The sequence below is a fragment of the Mycobacterium sp. UM_Kg27 genome, from assembly GCF_000972905.1.
In the GTDB taxonomy this organism is placed as follows: Bacteria; Actinomycetota; Actinomycetes; order Mycobacteriales; family Mycobacteriaceae; genus Mycobacterium.
The window spans coordinates 1-1,463 of record NZ_JRMM01000273.1; the positions used below are offsets into that span (position 1 = coordinate 1).

General features: G+C 63.6%; 1 protein-coding gene. It reads left to right on the forward strand.

Features of this window, described 5'->3' with window-relative positions; genetic code table 11:
- Positions 1 to 151: 151 nt before the first annotated feature.
- Positions 152 to 1,387, forward strand: a complete 1,236-nt coding sequence (locus LI94_RS21165; RefSeq protein ID WP_046302475.1) for an IS256 family transposase — start codon at positions 152 to 154, stop codon at positions 1,385 to 1,387.
- The last annotated feature ends 76 nt before the right edge of the window (positions 1,388 to 1,463 follow it).

Here is a 1,463-nt window from a genome sequence, read left to right on the forward strand (position 1 = left end):
GGGTAAGTCCCCTGGGGTGGTGGGGTTTCGGGACCGGGGTTGAACTGGGCGGACACGTTCGGGGTGTGTCGTTGCCGGTGTTGGGGTGGGCCATCGCGTAGTGGTCAGTGAGTTACCTACCAAGTGACTCAACAGGAAGACACACGACGCGATGACCCAGGATCATTCTGCCCTGCTTGCTCAGCTCGATGCACTGAAGTCCGCTGATGGCGGCGCGGTGTTTGCCGAGCTGATCCGTGCTGGGCTGCAGGCGCTGATCGAGGCCGAGGCCACTGCTGCAATCGGCGCCGGCCGCTATGAGCGCGCCGATGGGCGCACGGTGCACCGTAACGGCCATCGGCCCAAGACGGTGTCGACCACCTCCGGTGATGTCGAGGTGGGCATCCCCAAGCTGCGGGCCGGCTCGTTCTTTCCGTCGCTGCTGGAGCGCCGCCGCCGCATCGACAAGGCCCTGCACGCGGTCATCATGGAGGCTTACGTGCACGGGGTGTCCACCCGCAGTGTCGATGACCTGGTGGCCGCGATGGGCGTGCAGTCAGGGGTGTCCAAATCGGAGGTCTCGCGGATCTGCGCCGGCCTCGACAAGGAGATCGAGGCGTTTCGGACCCGCAGCCTGGCTCACACGACGTTTCCGTACGTGTTCTGTGACGCGACCTTCTGCAAGGTCCGGATCGGGGCGCACGTGGTCTCTCAGGCCCTAGTGGTGGCCACCGGGGTGTCCATCGACGGCACCCGCGAAGTGCTGGGGACCGCTGTCGGTGACAGTGAGTCTTATGAGTTCTGGCGTGAGTTTCTCGCCTCGCTGAAGGCCCGCGGCCTCGCCGGGGTGCATCTGGTGATCTCTGATGCTCATGCCGGCCTGAAATCGGCGGTGGCCCAGCAGTTCACCGGTTCGTCGTGGCAGCGGTGTCGGGTGCATTTCATGCGGAATCTGCACACTGCGGTCTCGGCCAAGCATGCTCCTGCGGTGACTGCGGCGGTCAAGACGATCTTCGCCCACACCGACCCCGAGGAGGTGGCCGAGCAGTGGGACCGCGTCGCTGACACCCTGGCGGACAGTTTCCCGAAGGTCGCAGCAATGATGGGCGAGGCCAAGACCGATGTGCTGGCGTTCACCGCGTTCCCCAAGGCCCATTGGCAGAAGATTTGGTCGAACAATCCGATCGAGCGGTTGAACAAGGAGATCAAACGCCGCGCCGATGTCGTGGAGATCTTCCCCAACCCGGCTTCGTTTCTGCGCCTGGCGACCGCGGTGGTCATCGAATCCCACGACGAATGGCAAGTCACCCGACGTTATCTCTCCGATGTCTCCATGGACGAGCTACGGGCGGTCATCGCGAAGAAACACGCCGCGGAAGCCCTTGCCAAACAACACCAAATCGCCTAGCGTTCAACATGACTCGTTGATCGCAACGCGTGAACCACGCCAGATCCGAAGTCCACCAATCAGCGGGACGCTATCG